13 protein-coding genes are annotated in these 16093 nt (G+C 73.0%); 7 read left to right on the forward strand and 6 right to left on the reverse strand.

Translation table 11 applies throughout. The features are described 5' to 3' along the window. Nucleotides 1-93: 93 nt before the first annotated feature. The 3 genes from ACFWGZ_RS16720 (at nt 94) to ACFWGZ_RS16730 (ending at nt 3124) form a co-directional block, all read left to right on the forward strand. The gene (locus ACFWGZ_RS16720; protein WP_382452397.1) at nt 94-612 is read left to right on the forward strand and encodes a DUF305 domain-containing protein; all 519 of its coding nucleotides are present in this window, start codon (nt 94-96) and stop codon (nt 610-612) included. A gap of 34 nt (nt 613-646) precedes the next feature. Then, nucleotides 647-1444, forward strand: a complete 798-nt coding sequence (locus ACFWGZ_RS16725; protein ID WP_382452398.1) for a hypothetical protein — start codon at nt 647-649, stop codon at nt 1442-1444. A gap of 471 nt (nt 1445-1915) precedes the next feature. Next, a complete protein-coding gene (locus ACFWGZ_RS16730) occupies nt 1916-3124 on the forward strand; it encodes a putative glycoside hydrolase (protein WP_382452399.1) in 1209 nt (402 codons plus the stop codon). Between the two features lie 69 nt (nt 3125-3193). On the opposite strand, the gene ACFWGZ_RS16735 is transcribed toward ACFWGZ_RS16730, so the two are convergent. The 3 genes from ACFWGZ_RS16735 to ACFWGZ_RS16745 are packed head-to-tail and all read right to left on the reverse strand — an operon-like array spanning nt 3194 to nt 5602. Further along, nucleotides 3194-3847: a GPP34 family phosphoprotein gene (locus tag ACFWGZ_RS16735; protein ID WP_382452400.1), complete on the reverse strand. Its 654-nt coding sequence runs from the start codon at nt 3845-3847 to the stop codon at nt 3194-3196. A gap of 13 nt (nt 3848-3860) precedes the next feature. Next, entirely contained in the window at nt 3861-4463 is a 603-nt protein-coding gene (locus ACFWGZ_RS16740) for a DNA-binding response regulator (protein ID WP_382452401.1), read from the reverse strand. Next, nucleotides 4460-5602, reverse strand: a complete 1143-nt coding sequence (locus ACFWGZ_RS16745) for a sensor histidine kinase (protein ID WP_382452402.1) — start codon at nt 5600-5602, stop codon at nt 4460-4462. Before ACFWGZ_RS16745 ends, ACFWGZ_RS16740 begins: the two co-directional genes overlap by 4 nt. Before the next feature lie 110 nt (nt 5603-5712). Here ACFWGZ_RS16745 and ACFWGZ_RS16750 point away from each other — a divergent pair, with 110 nt between their 5' ends. Beyond that, a complete protein-coding gene (locus ACFWGZ_RS16750; protein WP_382452403.1) occupies nt 5713-6594 on the forward strand; it encodes an ABC transporter ATP-binding protein in 882 nt (293 codons plus the stop codon). A 28-nt stretch (nt 6595-6622) separates the two neighbouring features. Further along, on the forward strand, nt 6623-7342 hold the full coding sequence (locus ACFWGZ_RS16755; RefSeq protein ID WP_382452404.1) for an ABC transporter permease: 720 nt from the start codon (nt 6623-6625) through the stop codon (nt 7340-7342). Nucleotides 7343-7384: 42 nt separating this feature from the next. Here the strand turns inward: ACFWGZ_RS16755 and ACFWGZ_RS16760 are convergent, their stop codons facing one another. Beyond that, nucleotides 7385-8458: an alcohol dehydrogenase catalytic domain-containing protein gene (locus ACFWGZ_RS16760; RefSeq protein ID WP_382452405.1), complete on the reverse strand. Its 1074-nt coding sequence runs from the start codon at nt 8456-8458 to the stop codon at nt 7385-7387. Nucleotides 8459-8554: 96 nt separating this feature from the next. On the opposite strand from ACFWGZ_RS16760, the gene ACFWGZ_RS16765 reads away from it, so the two are divergent. Beyond that, nucleotides 8555-9487, forward strand: coding sequence for a LysR family transcriptional regulator (locus tag ACFWGZ_RS16765; RefSeq protein WP_382452406.1), 933 nt, complete (start codon nt 8555-8557; stop codon nt 9485-9487). Nucleotides 9488-9536: 49 nt separating this feature from the next. Here the strand turns inward: ACFWGZ_RS16765 and ACFWGZ_RS16770 are convergent, their stop codons facing one another. Further along, a complete protein-coding gene (locus tag ACFWGZ_RS16770) occupies nt 9537-11537 on the reverse strand; it encodes a S8 family serine peptidase (RefSeq protein WP_382452407.1) in 2001 nt (666 codons plus the stop codon). Between the two features lie 116 nt (nt 11538-11653). Between ACFWGZ_RS16770 and ACFWGZ_RS16775 the strand changes: the two genes are divergently transcribed. Then, nucleotides 11654-14083 carry an ATP-binding protein gene (locus ACFWGZ_RS16775; protein WP_382452408.1) on the forward strand — a complete coding sequence of 810 codons (2430 nt, stop codon included), beginning with the start codon at nt 11654-11656 and terminating at the stop codon, nt 14081-14083. Here the strand turns inward: ACFWGZ_RS16775 and ACFWGZ_RS16780 are convergent. Continuing rightward, nucleotides 14068-16089, reverse strand: a complete 2022-nt coding sequence (locus ACFWGZ_RS16780) for a glycosyl hydrolase family 65 protein (RefSeq protein ID WP_382452409.1) — start codon at nt 16087-16089, stop codon at nt 14068-14070. The genes ACFWGZ_RS16775 and ACFWGZ_RS16780 overlap by 16 nt on opposite strands. Nucleotides 16090-16093: the final 4 nt, after the last annotated feature.

Below are 16093 nucleotides of genomic sequence, written 5' to 3' on the forward strand. Positions count from 1 at the left end.
GCATACCGGTGTTGTATGCGGGCCCTTCGGCCGCGCCGCCAGGGGCCGCCTCAGGCCCGGCTGTCGCGGACTTGGACCTCGACACAGGCCCTGGTGAGGGCTCTCGTACTCGCGGTGGTCCTGGCGGTGGCGGGATGCAGCGCCCAGGCCGCACAGGAAACCTCCGGGACCGCCGCGACCCCACCCGAGCTGTCGGCCACGGACCTCGCGTTCGCCGACCTGGTGATCCCCCAGAACACCTCGACGCTCGACGCGCTCGCGCTGGCGAGGCCCGGTTCGGAGCTGCGCCCGGTCGCCGACCGGGTCGCCGCCACCTACCGGGCCGAGCTGGCGCAGCTGCGCGAGGTGCTCGCCGGCGCGGGCCGGCCGGAGTCGGGCCAGCACGACGGCCACGACATGCCCGGCATGATCACGGCCGCCGAGCTGGCGTCGATCGAGCACGCGCCGGACGTTGACGCCCAGCTCAAGGCGTTGTTGCGCACCCAGTTCGAGGAGGCGCGCACCGTCGCCCGCGCCGAGCTCGCCTCCGGCACGCACCCGCCGGTGCGGGAGCTGGGCGCGAGCATCGACCGCACCAGGGCGGAGTTCCTCGCGCTCCTGGGAGCGGCGTGACGGCCGGAGCCGGGTCGTGGTCGAGAATCGGGGCGTGAACACCCTCGGCCACCCCCGGCTCCTCGTGTGCGGCAGCGCCGGTGACGCCGTCACCGAACTGGTCGTCCCGGCGCTGCTGCTGCGCGCACCGCACGCGGAGTGGTCGCAGCTCGTCCACATCTACGTCCCGCAGGGCCCGACGGTCGCGTTCAGCGGCCGTGACCTGCGCTCGCCCGGCATCGCCGCGGCGACCGGGGTGGCGCACCGGGCCGGGTTCGCGACCGTGGTCCGCTCACCGGGCGGGCGGATGGTCGCCTACGACAGCGGCGCCGTCGTGATCGACCACCTCGACCGCACCACCGGCATCCGGCACGCGGGCAGCGCGACGTTCGCCGCGAACGCCGAGAGCCACGTGCGGGTGCTGCGCGACCTCGGCGGCGTCGACGCCCGCGTCGGCGAGGTGGACGGCGAGTACTGCCCCGGCGAGTACAGCATCAACGTCGGCGGCGCGGTGAAGGTCGTCGGCTCCGCGCAGCGCGTCACCGCCACCGGCTCGCTCTTCAGCACGGTGGTGCAGGTCGCCGTCTCCGACCGGGTGCGCGCGGTCATCGAGGACGTGTCCGACGCGCTCGGCTACGACCTGCGCCGCAGCTCGATCGCCGGTCTGGCCGACTACGCGCCCGCCCTCACCCCTGCCGAGGTCGCTTCGGCGTTCGCGGCCGACTACCGCGCCAGGCTCGGCGTGGTGGACGGCGCCGTGCCGGCCGGGGTGGTCGCGCACGCATCCGTCGCGAATGGACCGTCGCCGTTCCACGTGGACGACTGGACGCGCTCTCACCCTTTGCCCGCCTGAGCTTCCCCGAGGACGACAGCTGCTTCGGGCAGCACTCCACTGTGGATGAACACCGCGAGGACCTGCCCGCCCGCCGCTTCGACCGCGTGCTCACCTCGCGGTACTGGAACCCGTAGGCCGAGAGCAGGTGCCGCACCCGCTCTCGGCCGAACCGCGGGAGTTCACCCACCATCGCCCTCGCCGGGCGTCTGAATCGGTTCGCACGCAAGAACGTGCGCACAGGTCGAAGATTCAACCACTCACTGAGCGGCAACACCGCGCGACGCTGCCCGCTCCGCGGTGTCGCCCGAGTGGGAGCGCGTTCGCACCCAGAGTGTCCTTTCGACACGGTGCCGTTCCCGCGTCCAGGTGGTTTACCGCGCAAGCATCATTTCCCGCTCTGCCCCGGGGTACTTCGCCAATGCGCTCCCGCGATCACGACGAGAACCACGAACGAGCCAGGAGGAAACAATGCTTGAGCAGGCAGGCGCAATGCGTAGAATTCTTCTGCTGACGGTCGCACTTCTCACCGCGGCGACCGGGACGCCGGCCCTGGCCGCACCGGACGCCGCCCCCGCGGGGCGCTCGCAGTCCTTCTGGCTCCACCTCAACAGCACCCCGGTCTCCGACGCCACGATCGCCACGGAGGCGAAGCGGCGCGCCCACGTCGTGCTCAACGCGTGGGAGGGCGACCTGCTGCGCAAGCTCAAATCAGCGAACCCCGCCGTCAAGGTCTACGTCTACAAAGACCTCTCGTCCACCAGGTCCTACGCGTGCAAGAACGGCGTCGACGACGCCCAGATCCCCACCGGGCTCGGCTATTGCGACGTGCGGGCGAAGAACCCCGACTGGTTCCTGCGCGGAACGAGCGGAAAAGAACTCGTCTACTCCGGTTACGAAGGCCACTGGCAGATGGACGTCGGAAATCCGGCCTACCGGAAAGCGTGGGTGAATGCCACGGTCGCGAACGCGAAGTCGACCGGATTCGACGGTGTGTTCCTGGACAATGCGCTGTTCACCTGCGACGCCTACCATCCGGGGGAATGCCCGGCGAAATATCCTGACAACGCGTCGATGCAGGCCGCCTACAAGGGGATGCTCGCCGAGGTGAAGGCGGGCTTCTCCGCCGCCGGGCTGACCTCCGTCGCGAACCTCGCCAACGCCCGTCTGCAGCAGGGCGGCTGGGAGGCCTACAGCCAGTACGTCGACGGCGGGTTCGACGAGTGGTGGCTCGCGTTCTCGAGCCAGCGCCTGCTCGAGGACTACGACCAGGGCTGGCGCAAGCAGGTCGCCCAGATCGCCACCAACGAGGCGAGCGGCAAGATGACCTGGGTGCAGCCGCACTTCACCGTCGGTGACCAGAAGGCCTTCCGGTACGCCCTGGCCAGCCTCTACATGACCACCGGTGGACGCGCGTCGATCTCGGAGATCGCCCAGACCGACGGCTACGGCGACCCGACGCCGTGGCACGCGGAGTACGAGTGGTACCTCGGCTACCCCGCCGGTGGCTACCGCTCGGTCGCGGACAAGGTGTACCGCCGCGACTTCTCCTGCGGTGTCGTGCTGGTCAACGCCAACCCGACCGGCAGCGCCGCCGTCACCGTCCCGGTGCAGCGCACCTACACCGACCAGGACGGCAAGCAGGTCAACTCGGTGAGCCTGCCCGGCACGTCCGGCGCGGTGCTGCGCGCGAACTGCTGACGGCGCGAGGCGTTCGAGGCCCGGGACCGCGCTCCCGGGCCTCGGACCCGTGTCAGGACTTGGAGTTCGTCACGTCACGGTGGTCACGACGGCCACCGTGACGGCGGCGGTGGACGCGGCGATGGCGGCCGCCGTCCTGGTCACCGCGGTGCTCACGGCCTGGGCGCCCCAGTTGCCGCCCTCCAGGGCCTTCGCCCGCCGGGCCACGTCGCCCGACCACGCGAGCCGGGGCCGCAGGGCCGGCAGGGCGCCGCTCGCGGACAGCAGGGCGGTCAGCGCCGCGGTGCGCGGGTCGGGCTCCACGCCGTCGACCAGCACGGCGCGGATCCGGTCGCGGACCTCCTCCTCGCGCCGGGTGTCGGCGGCGGGCAGCGACGTCGTGCGGAACAGGCCCAGCACGCGCTTCTCCTCGCGGCGCACCATGCCCTTGCCGACGAGCCGCTCGACGACGTCCTTCCACACCGGTGCGCCGATCTTGAGCAGCGTCGAGTCGACCGACCGCGGCTTCTCGGCGATCCTGTCCCAGCCGGACCGCAGGAGCGGGTCCTCAGGCGGCGTGTCCCCGGTCAGCACGACCTTGCGGTCCCGCACGTCCACCAGCCCCGCCAGGGCCAGTTCCACCAGCAGCGCGCCCCCCATCGTGTAGTGCAGGGTGCCCGCGGCGGCCGGTGTGCCGGACTCGTCGTCCATCAGCAGCAGGGCGAGGTCCTCGGCGATCAGCATGGTCTTCCCTTCCTCAGAGCCAGTCGTGTTCTCGTGCGAACCGAGCGGCTTCGTGCCTGGTCTTGGTCTGCGTCTTCTGCATGGCGTTCGAGAGGTAGTTGCGGACGGTGCCCTCCGCGAGGTGCAGGCGCAGCGCGATGTCCGCGACCGAGTAGCCCTCCCTGGTCGCCCGCAGCACGTCGATCTCCCGGTCGGTGAGCGGGCAGTCGTCGGCCACCGCGAGCGCGGAGACGTCCGGGTCGACCCACCGCCTGCCGCCGTGCAGGGCGGCGATCACCGACGTGATGTGCGCGGGGTCCGCGGACTTGCTGACGAACCCCTGCACGCCGAGCTTGAGGGCCTTGCGCAGCACGCCGGGGCGGGCGTGCCGGGTGAGCATGAGGATCACCTGGTCCGGCAATGCCCTGCGGATCTCCGCCACGGCGCCGAGGCCGTCCACGTTCGGCATCTCCAGGTCGATCACCAGCACGTCCGGCCGGTGCTCGAGCGTGGCCGCGACGGCCTGCGCGCCGTCCTCGGCCTCGGCCAGGACCGTGATGTCGCCCTCCATGGGCAGCAGCGCGGCCATCGCCTTGCGCAGCAATGCCTCGTCGTCGGCGAGCACCACCGTGGTCATCGCGCCGCCCCCGCCGGGAACACCGCGGAGGTGACGAACTCGGCGCCGTTCTGCGCGACCACCAGGTCGCCGCCCTCAACCGCGAGGCGTTCCCGGAGCGTGGACAGGCCGCGCAGCTCGGGCAGGACGTCCCCGGCCGCGCCGTCGTTGACGATCGTGATTCCCCGTTCCGACAACGTGATCCGCACCTGTCCCGCCTCGGCGTGCCGCAGGATGTTCGTGGTCGTCTCGCGCAGGACCTGCCCGAGCAGTTCGCCCGTGCGCCCGTTCACCGCCGCCTCCCTGGTGATCCGCACGCGGATTCCCGCGGCCTCGAACAGGTTCTTCGCGTTCTCGAGCTCGGCGGCGAGGGTGAGCCGCCGCTGCGCGTACGCGAGCTCCTTGGTCTGCTTGATCGTGTCGCCGACCAGGGCGTTGATCTCGCGCAGCTCCTCCTCCGCCCGGCCCGCGTCGCGCCGCACCAGCTTCTCGGCCAGCGCGGTCTTGAGCTTCACGACGTGCAGGGTGTGGCCCTGGATGTCGTGCAGCTCGCTCGCGAACCGGATGCGTTCCCGGGCCACGGCCAGCTCGGCCTCGTGCTCGCGCGCCTCGTCCAGCTCGGCGAGGATCTGGTAGAAGGCCTGGTTGGCGAACATGAACCCGAGCGTGAACACCAGCACACCGCCGGGCAGCAGGACGAACTGGAACGCCGTCCAGCCCGGGTCCCCCGCCGCCACGAGCAGCCTCAGCGCACCCGTGGCCGCGATGAACGCGACCGACGCCACCGCGGCGGGCACCCGGTGCCGGGGCATCCCCGGCACGATGAGCGGCACGACGACCGAGAGGCCGTAGAACGCCGTGGTGCTGCCCGTCACCAGCACGCCGAACAGCCACACGGCCGCGGCGACCGCCAGCAGGGGCACCGCGAACGCGAGGATCCTCTCCCGCGCCCACAGCACGACCGCGACCATGGACGCGGCCACGCCGGCGAGCAGCACCAGCGCCTCCCACCAGGTGGCGGAGTCGTAGGCGATCAGCATCGTCCCGACCGGAACGATCACCGCGAGCTGCGTGGTGATGTTCAGCCTGCTCATCCGGCCGCGGGCCGACGTGGTGTATCGGTGTCCACTGTGGCTCGCCGGCACCTCTGACTGTGTCACGACCTCAGTATTTCGCCGGGCGGGTGAGCGCACCAGTGACACCACGTCATGCCTTCGTGGTGACGTGGCGGCACTGCCGCGCGGCCCGCGCGACCGGTGGAATCGACCGCATGTCGACCACACCCGTCATCGAAGTGGACCGGTTGAACGTCCGGTACGGCTCCTTCCACGCCGTGCGGGACCTGTCGTTCCACGTGCGGCGCGGCGAGCTGTACGCGCTCCTCGGCACGAACGGTGCCGGCAAGACCTCGACGCTCGAGACCGTCGAAGGCCACCGCACGGCCACCTCGGGCACGGTGCGCGTCTTCGGGCAGAGCCCGGCGGACCGCGCCGCCGTGCGCCCGCGGATGGGGATCATGTTGCAGGACAGCGGGTTCACGCCCGACCTGACCGTGGCGGAGTCCGTCCGCCTGATCGGCGCCCTGACCCGCCGCACCGACCGCGCCGACCGGGTGCTCGACGTCGTCGACCTCGCCCGCAAGGCGGACACGAAGGTGTCGCAGCTCTCCGGCGGCGAGAAGCGGCGGCTCGACTTCGCCACCGCCGTCTACGGCTCGCCCGAGCTCGTCTTCCTGGACGAGCCCACCACGGGACTCGACATCCAGTCCCGCGACGACCTCTGGTCCACCGTGGACAGGCTGCGCGAGGACGGCGCCACGGTCGTGCTCACGACCCACTACCTGGAAGAGGCGCAGCAGCACGCCGACCGCATCGGGCTCATGCACCGCGGCCGGTTCCACCGCGAGGGCACGGTGGCCGAGCTGACCCGCACGCTGCCGTCCGTCATCCGCTTCGGCCTGCCGGCGCAGGCGCCCGCCCTCCCGCTGCCCGCCGCGCCCGGCGGCGACGACCGCCACGTCGTGGAGACGTTCGAGCTGCAGAAGGCCCTGGCGGTGCTGCTGCGCTGGGCGGAGGACCACGCCGTCGAGCTGCGGGACCTGGAGGCGGGACCGACCCGGCTCGACGACGTGTTCCGCGCCATCGGTTCCTGACCCTCTCCTCCCCGAAAGGACCCCCGCCGTGCGCCCCCTCTTCGCAAGCGAGCTCCTCCAGATCTTCCGCAACCGGTCGGTTCTGGTCACGAGCTTCGTCATGCCCATCGCGGTCAGCGCGTTCTTCCTCCACCAGCACGACCTCTTCACCCAGATCGGCAGCCTGGGCTACATCGCCGCGATCGTGATGTTCACCGTGACGGCGTTCGGCCTCTACGCGAGCTCGGTGACCACGCTCGCGTCCCGGCGCCAGAACCTGTTCCTCAAGCGCCTGCGCTCCACCGCCGCGAGCGACGCGGGCATCCTCACCGGGCTGGTGCTCCCGGCGACCGTGATCGCGCTCGTGCAGGTCACCGCGATCATGGCCGTGCTCGCCGCGGTCACCGAGGCGCCGGACAACCTCCCGCTGCTGGCCGCCGCGGTGCTCACGACCGCGGCGATGATGGTCGGCCTGGCCCTCGCCACCGCGGGCCTGACCAACTCGCCCGAGCACGCGCAGGTCACCACCCTGCCCGTGTGCCTCGGCGTCGTCGCGGTGGCGAGCTGGGTGGGCATCAGCGGGACCGAGGAGCTCACGCTGCTCAAGCGCCTGCTACCGGGCGGCTCGGCGACCGAGCTGGTCGTGAACGCGTGGACCGGCGGCGTCGCGGTCACCGACTCGCTGCTCCTGCTGGCGCCGACGCTCGCCTGGGTCGTCGTGGCCGCGGCGCTGGCCTCGCGCCTGTTCCGCTGGGAACCGCGCCGGTGACCTGGGGCCTGTCCGCCGGTCTCGCCCGCGACAGCCGCGGCCCTACGCCGCCGGAGTCAGCACCGTGCGGTCGAACGGCCCGCCGTGCGCCGCGGCGTGCGCGACCGCCTCGTTGACCTGGTTGAGGCCGAACGTGGTGATCCGCTCGGGAGCGAGGTCGAGGGCACCGGAGGCGATGAGCCGGATCATGCCCACGTTCGCCGAGCGCGGGTACATCCACTGCCCGCGCACGGTGATCGAGTTGCGCATGATCCACGGGTACGGCAGGGCGAGGTCCGCGCCGCCGAGCATGCCGACGCCGCCCATCAGCACGACCCGTCCTTGCTCGCGCACGGTCATGGCCGCCGTCCGCGCGACCGAGCTGGGCGCCTGGGGCGGGAGGAGGTCGAGCACCAGGTCGACCGGGCCGTGCTCCCCCATGGCCGCCCGGTCGGCGTCGTCGTCGCCGGTGAGCTCGACCGGGCTCACCCGCGTGCCGAACCGGTCGGCGAGCAGGGCGAGCGCGGCCTGGTTGCGGCCGGGGACCACCACGTGGCCCGCGCCCATCGCCAGCGCGACGGCCACGGCGCTGCTGCCGAGGTTACCGGTCGCGCCGCTGACCAGCAGCGTCTCCCCCGCCGCGAGGCCGCCCGCCAGCAGTCCGCCGTAGGGGATGGTGTGCACGCTCAGGGCGGACCAGCGGACCGGGTCGGCCGAGGCGGGCAGCGGGTGGACGTTCTCGGTGGGCACCCGCATCAGTTCGGCGAACGACCCGTCGTGCAGGTGCCGGGCCAGCCGCGCGCCGCCCTCGCCGCGCGAGCTCCAGCCCTGCAGGGTGATGTCGGGCGTCAGCGCGTCGTCGCGGGCGCGCACCGTGCAGTCGCACCACACCAGGTCGCCGGGGCTGAGCTTCGTCGCGTCGGGGCCGGCCGACACCACCCGGCCGACACCGCCGACCCCCGGCACCACGGGTGGTTCGAGGGGGTAGCGCCGTTCGCCGCTGAACACCTCGTCCGCGTACGGGGGCACGCCGGTGGCGAGGACCTCGACCACCACCTCACCGCCGCCGGCCTGGGGGTCGGGTGCGTCGAGCACCTCGAGCGGGGAACCGAACGCGGTCAATGTCGCTGCTCGCACGGAAGAACTCCTCCTGGTCTCGTTCCCCTTCGACGGTAGGAGCGCGACCGGCATGCGGGAAGCGAAGATCCGGCATCTCTGGTATGCGTGTGCAGCATGGACCTGTCGAGCGCGAACCTGCGCGTGCTGTGCCAGATCGCCGAGTCCGGCAGCTTCACCGCGGCCGCCGCCCAGCTGGGCTACACGCAGTCGGCGGTGTCCCGGCAGGCGATCGCGCTCGAGCGCGGCACGGGCGCCACCCTGTTCGAACGGCGTCCCGACGGCGTGCGGCTCACCGGCGCCGGGCTGACGCTGCTGCGCCACGCCCGCGCGATCCTCGCGTCCGTCGACGCCGCCGGCCGCGACCTCTCCGGCGAGCCCGGCGCGGAGGTGGTGCGGCTGGGCATGATCCTGAGCGCCGGCCCGGTGGTGCTGCCCGCGGCGCTGGCCCGGCTCGCCACGACGGCGCCGTGGATCCGGGTCACCACGAGGGAGGGCACCACGCCGGGACTGGCGCGGGCGTTGCGGACCGGGTCGATCGACCTCGCCGTGCTGACGTCCCGGCCGCCGCACCGGCCGCCGGACGGCGAGTCGCCGCGGCTGCACGTGACGACCGTCCGGGACGTGGAGCTCCTCGTCGGCGCCTGCGCCACGGGCCCGTTCGCGGGACGCACGTCCGTCCACGTCGACGAGCTCGCCGGGGTGCCGTGGATCGCCACGCCGTCGGCGACCTCCGAACCGCTGCTCGGCGTGTGGCCGGGCCTGCCGGGACGGCCGCGGATCGTGCACAGCGCACGGGACTGGCTCACCAAGCTGCACCTCGTAGCCGGGGGCTTCGGCGTCACCACCGTGCCGGAGCAGCTCGCGGCGGTGCTGCCTCCCGGTGTGACCACCCTGCGGGTCGAGGGCGCGCCGCCGGAGGTCCGCCGGGTGCTCGTGGCACGGCTCCCCGGCCCGGCCACCCCCGCTCTCGCGGCCGTGACGGCGGCGATCACGGAGTCCGGTTGGGCGATGCGCACCAGGACTCGGCCGGAGTGGCTGGAGAACTGAGCGAAGGGCCGCCTTCGCGACGAAGACGGCCCCTCGTTCACCCGACGTCCTAGGACGCCAGCGGTGTGTCACCCGGGACACCCCAGGCGACGCTGAACTGGTTGCGCACGAACCACTGCCCGGTCGACGGCCGCCAGACCGCGACGTCGCCGATCCCGTCGCCGTCGTAGTCACCGGGCACCGGGACGTCGCCCTGCTGCCCCCACTGCACGGCGGGCTTGCCGTTGAAGAACCACTGGCCCGTCGACGGGCGCCACACCGTCAGGTCGAAGCCGCCGTCGCCGTCGTAGTCGGCGACCACCGGCACGTCGCCGTTCTGCCCCCACGGGAAGGAGACGACGACACCGAACGGGCCGAAGTAGTGCCAGGTCCCGGTCGACGGACGCCACACGGCGGCCTGCGCGCGGCCGTCGCCGTCGTAGTCGCCGGGAACGGGGACGTCGCCCTGCTGGCCCCACTGCTGCGTGAACTGGTTGTGCACGAACCACTGCCCGGTCGACGGCCGCCAGACCGCCACGTCGGTCAGCTCGTCGCCATTGTAGTCACCGGGCACCGGGACGTCGCCCGCCTGGCCCCACGCGACGGTGAACTGGCCGTTGACGAACCACTGCCCCGTCGACGGACGCCACACGGCGACATCGGTCTCGCCGTCGCCGTTGTAATCGCCGGGCACGGGAACGTCGCCCTGCTGGCCCCACTGGGTCGTGCTGGTGTTGCGCACGAACCACTGGCCCGTCGACGGGCGCCACACCGTGGTGTCGGTGACCTGGTCGTCGTTGTAGTCGCCGTCCGGGCCGCCGAAGGTGGAGCGCGAGTTGAGCAGCGCGTTCGGCGAACCCGCGCCGGCGTTCACCACGACGTCCTTCGTGGACTCCACGACGACCAGGTCGTACCAGACACCGATCGTCGAGGCGTTCGGGTGCCGCTGCAGGTGCAGCGCGGCCACGCCCGCGGCGTGCGGTGCGGCCATCGACGTCCCGCTGAGCACCCTGGTGGCGCTGTCGCTCGCGTTCGACGCCGACGTGATGTCGTCGCCCGGGGCGAACAGGTCCACGCAGCTGCCGAAGTTGCTGCCGCCGCTCGACCAGTCGGTCGGCCGGACGTCGTCGCGGTCGGTGGCGCCGACCGTGATCGCGTTCGGCGTCCTGGCCGGCGAGGTCGTGCAGGCGTCGGCGTTCGAGTTGCCCGCGGCGACCGCGTACGTAACGCCGGAGGCGATCGAGGTCTCGACCGCCGCGTCCAGCGCCGCGCTGGCTCCCCCGCCGAGGCTCATGTTCGCGACGGCGGGGCGCACGGCGTTCCGCGTCACCCAGTCGACACCGCTGATGACCCCCGAGCTGGTGCCGTTCCCGGAGCAGTTGAGCACCTTGACCGCGACCAGGCGCACGGCCTTGGCGACGCCGTGGGTGGCTCCGCCGATGGTGCCCGCCACGTGGGTGCCGTGGCCGTTGCAGTCGGTGTTGTTGTTGTCCCCGGTGGTGTTGGTGCCCCAGCTCGCCCGTCCGCCGAAGTCGGTGTGCGTCGTGCGGATGCCCGTGTCGATGACGTAGGCGTGCACGTTGCGGGCACCGGAACCGCTGGAGACGTACTGGCCGTTCGACCGCCCGGTGATCTGGTCGAGCCGGTCGAGTCCCCACAGCGCCGGCGGTGTCGCCTGGGTCGCGTCCGCGCCGACCTCCGCGTCCTGTTCGACGTAGGCGACCCTCGGATCCGCCGCGATCCTCCGCGCGGTCGTCTCGCTCGCGCCGAGGGCGAACCCGTGCAGCGCGTGCTGCCAGGTCTGCCCGACTTCACCGCCACCGCTCCTGGTGACGATGTCCGCCGCGGTGTCCGCGGTCCGCGCCCTCTCAGTGGCGCCTTCCTTGAACACCACGACATACCTGCCGGCGATGGTCTTCGACCCCGTGCCGACGCGGATGTCCCCCTCCGCCACCGCGGGCGTCGCCAGCACCGCCGTCGCCAGCACCGCCGTCGCGAGCGCCGCGACGGCGAGACCGAGCGCCGGCCCGCGGCGTCGTCTTGATGAGTGCAGCAATTCCGTCCTCCCCACGAAATCCCACCTGTGGACCTGTCCCCCGACGTCCGTGCAGAACGGTGCCCGCCGGGAGCCGCCGGGGGCGAGGAAAAGCGACGGAGTTTCCGGGGAACTTCCGCTACGGTCGCCCGATGGGTTCGCCGAGCCCGTTCGCCGAGCTGCTGCGCCGCCACCGGGCGAACGCCGGGCTGAGCCAGCTCGAACTGGCCGGGCGCAGCGGGATCAGCGACCGCGCGCTGCGCGACCTCGAGCGGGGCAGGCGCGTGCCGCGGGCGCAGTCGGTGCGGCTGATGGCGGCCGCGCTGGCACTGGCCGGGGACGACCTCACCGCGTTCCTCGCCGCGGCCCGCCCCGACGCGGTGCCCGCCCGGTTCCCGGCGCCGAGCTCCGGCGGCGGCCTGCTCGGGCGGTCGGACGAGCTGAGGTCGTTGCTGGACCTGGTGGTGGCGGCGCGGCACCGGCTCCTGACGGTCACCGGTCCCGCGGGGGCCGGCAAGTCGCGCATCGCCGCCGAACTGGCCGCGGTGCTGACCGGCCGCACCGACCTCGTCGTGCGCACGCTCGACCTGTCCGCGGTCACCGACGTCGCGCTGGTCGGCGACCTGGTCGCGGACGCGCTCGGCTGCGGGCCGTCCCGGCTGGCGCCACCGGACCGGGTCGCGGCGCACCTGCGCGACCGGCGGGTGGTGCTGGTGGTGGACCGGTTCGAACAGCTCGTGGACGCGGCGGCCGACCTCGCCGCGCTGCCCCGCCGGTGTCCGGGGCTGACCGTGGTCGTCACGAGCCAGCGGCCGCTGCGGGTCCGCGACGAACGCGTGGTCCCGTTGGCGGGCTTGCCTTCCGGCGCCGCGGCCGAGCTGTTCGCCCGCCGCGCCCGGCTGGAGGCCCCGCTCGACGCGGAGGTCCAGGCGGCCGTCGAGACCATCTGCCGCCGGGTCGACCACCTCCCCCTCGCGATCGAGCTGGCGGCGGGCTGGGTGCGGTTGATGAGCCCGGTGGACCTGGCCGGGCGGCTCGGGCACGGGTTGCGCTACCTCACCGACGGCGATCGCGACCTGCCGGTGCGGCACCGGTCGCTGCGCGCGGCGATCGAGGCCTCGCTGGGCCTTGTCACCGCTCGGGCGCGCGCCGTGTTCCGCTGCCTGGGCGGGTTCGACGGCGGTGTCCGGCTGATCGACGTGGAGGCCGCGCTGGGGCCGTCGCTCGCGGAACTGACCGAACTGGTCGACATCAACCTGGTCCGGACCGAGCCGGACGGCGGCTCGTCGCGGTACGCGCTGCCGGACACGGCCGCCGAACTGGCGAGGGAACAGCTCGTCGCGTCGGGGCAGGCCGACGACGTCCGCAGGCGGATCGCCCTGCACTACCTGGAAGAGCTGCGCGCCGAGTCGGCGTTCGGCGCCCTCGACGCCGCCAACCTCCGCGCCTCGGTGCGCTGGGCGGCGGCCGAGGACCCCGCGCAGCTGGACGCCGGCGTCGCGATCGCGCTGGTGCGGTTCTACGAGGCCACCGGCCGCCTCGGCGAGGGCGCGGAGCTGCTCGGCCAGGTGGGCGCCGGTGGCGTTCCGGCGCTGCTGCTCAGATCCGGCCAGCTGGCGGCGTTGCGCGGCGACCTGGACGCGGCGGCCGGGACCGCGCGGCGCGCCCTGGCGGCGACCACGCCGGACGACCACGCCACCCGCGCCGCCGGGCTCAGCCTGCTCGGCCAGGTCGCGGTGGAACAGGGCACACCGCGCGAAGCCTTGGCGCACCTGAGGTCCGCGCTCGCCGTCGCCCGGCGCTCCGGCGACGACGTGACGCTCGGCCGCGTGCTCAACAACCTGTCGTCGGTGTCCTCGGAGCTCGGCCGGACCGAGGACGCCCTGCGGCAGCTGGAAGCCGCGCTGGCGGCCAAGGAGCGCGCCGGGGCCGGACCGGTGGAGCTGGGCCGCACGCTGTTCAACCTCGCCTTCCTCTCCCTCGACCTCGGCGACACCGCCGCCGTGGTCCGCCGGGCCGAGCAGGCCGTGCCGCTGCTCACCGCCGGCGGCCACACGCTGCTGGCGGCGTTCACCTCGGTCACCGCGGCCGTGGCGCTGCTCGGCTCCGACCCCGCGACGGCGTCCGCGGCGCTGCGCCGCACCGACCGGTTGCTGGCGGACACGGCCGAGGAGAACGGCAACGACCGCGTCGAGGCGACGGTCCGGCTGCGCGCGAGCGTGGTCCGGCACGCGCTGGGCGACGCCGCGGCCGGGTGGCGCGAGCTGGCCGAGACCCTGCGGACCTCGATGAGCCGCACCACCCGTGACCGCGACGCCGTGGCGGAGGCGCTGGACCTGCACGCGAGCCACCTGTGCGCGCGTGCGCCCGAACCGGCCGCGGCGCTGCTGGGGGCGGCGGACCGGTGGCGGCGCAGGAAGATCACGCCGTTCGTGGCCGCCGCGCGCGACCGGGCCGCCGCCGCGGGGCAGGCGGCGCTCGGCCGGGACCGCTGGGCCGAGCGCCTGGCCGCGGGCCGTGAGCTCGGCGACGCGGACCTGGCGGCCTTCGTCGCCGGGCTCGCCGGTCAGGCTCCGCTGTAGCTGAGCCAGTCGAGGTTGATCCGCCCGTTGTCGCCCGAGCCGTAGGAGAACGTGACGACCGGGTCGCTGCCGCTCACCGGAACACCGTCGAAGGTGACGGTGCCCCAGGCGTCCCAGCTGTCGGCGACCTTCGGGAAGCTCACCTGCCGCACGGCGCGGCCGTCCACCGACATCGTCATCGTGCGGGTGTCGCTGTTGCCGTTGGCGTACCGCAGGGTCACCGAACCCGTGCCCTGGCCCGAAGACGACCGGTGCACCGTGAACGACGACGAGGCGCCCTCGGCCCACAGCCCGTCGACGAACGCGCGGCCGGAGTAGCCGGTGTGGTTGACGTTCGTCTTGACACCACCGGTGTTGCGCGCGTCCTCGGCGTCGAGCCGGGCGGGGCTGGGGCAGCCGGCGACCGGTCCGCCGATGTCGGAGCACCGGTCCTGCGCGTCGGCGACGCCGTCACCGTCGCGGTCGCCCGCGGCCGCGCCCGTCAGCGTGATCTCGACGGTGTGCGCGCCCTTGAGCGTGGCGGGGATCTCGGCGCGCGACGGCTGCCCGTCGACCTTGACGGAGCCGATCGTCGTTCCCGCGCCGCGCAACGTGATCGTCAGGTCCGCCTCGCGGTAGCGCAGGTTCTGCAGCGTCACGTCGCCCCAGCCCGCGGGCAGGTTCGGCGCGAAGGCCAGTCCCCGGTCGGTGTAGCGCAAGCCGAACAGTCCGGTGTGGACCATGTCGAGGAACGCCGTGGCGGACCAGGTCTGGTCGGGTTCCGAGCCCCAGTGGAACTTCACCGTGTCGCCGAGCCGCTGGTAGCCGCCGTCGACCACGCCGGTGCTGCCGTTGTAGATCTCCCAGTAGCCGCTGTTGTTGTTGGCGAGCTTCGCGAGCCGCGTCACCTCGCCGGCGAACAGGGTCTGGTTGCCCTGCCGTGCCACCGCCTTGGCCCACAACCCCTGCACGAGCGGCCAGACGATCGCGTTGTGCCGACCGGGCTGCGCCTCGGAGTAGCGGTCCCAGTGCGGGAACGTGTCGGGCATGCCCCAGGTCATCAGGCGGGCGCGGCTCATCACCGACTGCGCCTGCGCGGGACTCGCGATGTCGAAGAGCAGCGCGAACGCGAGGCCGGTGCCCTCCTGGTACGCCCCGGGCGTTCCGTCGGCGAGGAGCTGGTAGTTGTAGAGGCCCGTCTGCGCGTTCCAGAAGTACCGGTTGATCGCGGTCTTGAGCGCCGCGGCCCTGGTCCGGTACCCGGCGGCCTCGCCCGCCCGTCCCAGCCGCTCGGCCATGTTTGCGGCGTTGAGGTAGGCGGCGTGGTAGACCGCGTTGGTGCTCAGGTACATCCCGCTCGCGACACCCGGCCACGGCATGCTGCCGGTGCTGACGGACTCGGTCGCGTCGGCGGGCGGCGCGGGATAGCCCGCGATGCCGTCGTTGAAGAACGAGGCACCGGTGAACAGCCCGTAGGTGGCGTTGAACCCGGCGGTGCCCGCGCGTTCCCTGATCGCCAGCGTGTTCCTGGCGGCCTGGTAGGCGTTGTCGAGGAACGGCTGGTCCCCCGTGACGAGGTAGTGGTTCCACGCGGCGGTGAGCCAGATGACCTGGTCCCACTGCTGGTCGTCCTGCTGCACGCGCAACGCGCCGGCGGAGTCCTTGTCGACGACGGCCCACAACGTGTTCCGGGCGACGGCCGGGGTCAGCTGACTGGCCGCGTTCCAGCTGTTGATCGAGGCGTCCCGCGTCCACGGCTGCTGGTATCCCCCGCCCGCGCGGACGAAGCCGGTGGCGGGGTCCATCAGGCCGCTCTTGTTGTAGCGCGAGTCGTAGCCGAGCGTGTTGACGCGCACCAGGTTGTCCAGCGCCGCCGCGTAGGCGTTGCCGTACAACGCCTGGCTGAGCGGGTGCGCGAACCGCAGCGCGGGCGTGGTGGCCGCTGTCGCCGGTGGGGCACCGGTGACCACGCCGACCATCGTCGTCAGGGCTAGGAGAACACGACCGATCCGCCGCCTCGGGCTCATCCGG

It is taken from the genome of Lentzea sp. NPDC060358 (genome assembly GCF_042725365.1).
Taxonomy (GTDB): Bacteria; Actinomycetota; Actinomycetes; order Mycobacteriales; family Pseudonocardiaceae; genus Lentzea.

Bases quoted from the DNA above. Each gene is read 5' to 3' on its own strand.
- ACFWGZ_RS16730 (WP_382452399.1), top strand. From the start codon at position 1,916: ATGCGTAGAATTCTTCTGCTGACGGTCGCACTTCTCACCGCGGCGACC.
- ACFWGZ_RS16735 (WP_382452400.1), bottom strand. From the start codon at position 3,847: ATGCTGATCGCCGAGGACCTCGCCCTGCTGCTGATGGACGACGAGTCC.
- ACFWGZ_RS16740 (WP_382452401.1), bottom strand. From the start codon at position 4,463: ATGACCACGGTGGTGCTCGCCGACGACGAGGCATTGCTGCGCAAGGCG.
- ACFWGZ_RS16750 (WP_382452403.1), top strand. From the start codon at position 5,713: ATGTCGACCACACCCGTCATCGAAGTGGACCGGTTGAACGTCCGGTAC.
- ACFWGZ_RS16765 (WP_382452406.1), top strand. From the start codon at position 8,555: ATGGACCTGTCGAGCGCGAACCTGCGCGTGCTGTGCCAGATCGCCGAG.
- ACFWGZ_RS16775 (WP_382452408.1), top strand. From the start codon at position 11,654: ATGGGTTCGCCGAGCCCGTTCGCCGAGCTGCTGCGCCGCCACCGGGCG.
- ACFWGZ_RS16780 (WP_382452409.1), bottom strand. From the start codon at position 16,089: ATGAGCCCGAGGCGGCGGATCGGTCGTGTTCTCCTAGCCCTGACGACG.